Source organism: Dietzia aerolata (assembly GCF_014144865.1).
In the GTDB taxonomy this organism is placed as follows: domain Bacteria; phylum Actinomycetota; class Actinomycetes; order Mycobacteriales; family Mycobacteriaceae; genus Dietzia; species Dietzia aerolata.
Genome location: NZ_JAALDM010000124.1, coordinates 1 through 2,070, shown reverse-complemented (window position 1 = coordinate 2,070; position 2,070 = coordinate 1). Strand labels below are relative to the sequence as shown.

3 protein-coding genes are annotated in these 2,070 nt (G+C 71.3%); all 3 read left to right on the top strand.

The window, feature by feature from the left end:
* Positions 1 to 625 (top strand): biotin/lipoyl-containing protein (locus tag G6016_RS08420; RefSeq protein ID WP_182632216.1); only part of this gene is annotated, 625 nt, incomplete at its 5' end.
* Positions 626 to 630: 5 nt separating this feature from the next.
* The gene (locus G6016_RS08415; RefSeq protein ID WP_182632215.1) at positions 631 to 1,812 is read left to right on the top strand and encodes an acyl-CoA dehydrogenase family protein; all 1,182 of its coding nucleotides are present in this window, start codon (positions 631 to 633) and stop codon (positions 1,810 to 1,812) included.
* 10 nt (positions 1,813 to 1,822) lie between these two features.
* Positions 1,823 to 2,070: enoyl-CoA hydratase-related protein (locus tag G6016_RS08410; RefSeq protein ID WP_182632214.1), on the top strand; the 248-nt coding region annotated here is incomplete at its 3' end.

Genomic DNA, 2,070 nt, shown 5'->3' with positions numbered 1-2,070 from the left:
CGCGGCACTGGCCTCCGGGGCCGCCGCGCACGCCGCGGGGCCGGCGACACCGGCCCCGGCAGGCTTCCGCAACGTCGGGCACAGTGTGCAGCAGCGCACCTTCCGCCTCGGCGAGGACGAGCTCGAGGTGGCCTACACCCGGACCCGTTCCGGAGCCCGCCCCGCCGGCGACCTCGCGGAGACCGTCACCGTCGTGCAGGTGGACGCCGACTCGGCCGTCTTCGAGGTCAGGGGAGTGCGCCGCACCTTCACGGTCTCCCGCTACGAGGCCCCGGGCACCGACACCGTCGTCGAGGTGGACTCCCCACTCGGTCCGGTCTCGCTCACCGAGCCGCCCCGCTACACCGACCCCGCCGCCGAGGTCGCCGCAGGTTCGCTGCTGGCCCCCATGCCCGGAGCGGTCATCCGCGTCGCCGTGGCGGTGGGGGACGAGGTCACCGCTGGCCAGCCGCTGCTGTGGATGGAGGCCATGAAGATGGAACACACCATCTCCGCCGCTGTCGACGGGATCGTCTCCGAACTGCCCGTCGAGGTGGGGACCCAGGTCGAGTCGGGGGCCGTCCTCGTCGTCGTCGTCGACACCGACACCGACACCGACACCGCAACTGACGCCGAACAGGAGTGACAACGATGACCGACATCTCACAGATCCCCAACCCCGTGATCGACACCGAGGAGCAGCAGGCGCTGCGGAAGGTCGCCTTCGACCTCGGTTCCCGCTACGGCATGGAGTACATGCGGGAGAAGCACGACGCCGGTGAGACCACCGACGAGCTCTGGAAGGAAGCCGGCCAGCTCGGCCTGCTCGGCGTCAACCTCCCCGAGGAATACGGCGGCGGCGGCGCGGGCATGACCGAACTCTCCATCGTCGAGGAGGAGCTCTCGGCCGCCGGCGCCGGACTGCTCATGATGGTCGTCTCGCCCGCGATCAACGGCACCATCATCTCCCGCTTCGGCACCGAGGAACAGAAGAAGCAGTGGCTGCCCGGGATCGCCTCCGGCGAGCTCATCACCTCGTTCGCGATCACCGAACCCGACGCCGGCTCCAACTCGCACGCCATCACCACCACAGCCCGCCGCGACGGCTCCGACTTCGTGCTCAGCGGCCAGAAGACCTACATCTCCGGCGTCGACCAGGCCGACGCGATCCTCGTGGTGGCCCGGCTCGAGGGCTCGTCCAGCGGCCGCCTCGAACCCGCCCTGTTCATGGTGCCGACCGACGCCCCGGGCCTGCAGAAGACCCACATCCCCACCGAGGTCCGCACCCCGGAGCGGCAGTTCCAGCTGTACTTCGACGACATCCGGCTCCCCGCCGACGCCCTCATCGGCGACGGCGACACCGCGCTGCTCATGCTCTTCGCCGGCCTCAACCCCGAGCGGATCATGGCCTCCGGCATGGCCTGCGGCACCGCCCGCTTCGCCCTGGACCGCGCCACGAAGTACGCCAACGAGCGCTCCGTGTGGAAGACGCCCATCGGCGCCCACCAGGGCATCGCGCATCCTCTCGCGCAGTGCAAGATCGAGCTCGAGCTCGCGCGGCTCATGATGCGCAAGGCCGCGGCCCTCGTGGACGCCGGCCGTGACGACCTCGCCGGCGACGCCGCGAACATGGCCAAGTACGCCTCCGGCGAGGTCTCCGCGCGGTCCGTCGACCAGGCCATCCAGACCCTCGGCGGCAACGGGCTCTCGGTGGAGTACGGACTGGCCGGGTTGCTCGCCGCCTCGCGCCTGCCCCGCATCGCGCCGGTGAGCCGGGAGATGATCCTCAACTACGTGGCCCAGCACAATCTCGGGCTGCCCCGGAGCTACTGAGGTGTCGGGCATGACCGAACAGGCCCTTGTGCGGTACGAGAGCCGCGGCGGTGCCGCGCGCATCACGCTGGACTCCCCGCACAACCGCAACGCCATCTCGGGCGCACTCGTCGAGCAACTCCTCGCCGCGCTCGAGCGGGCCGCCGGGGACGACACCGCCCGTGTGGTGGTCCTCGGCCACACCGGCGGCACGTTCTGCGCCGGCGCCGACCTGTCGGAGGCCTCCGGCGACCGACGCGATCCCGCGGCCGCGGCAGC

Excerpts from the sequence above, each read along its gene's own strand:
- G6016_RS08415 (WP_182632215.1), top strand. The coding sequence starts at position 631 with ATGACCGACATCTCACAGATCCCCAACCCCGTGATCGACACCGAGGAG.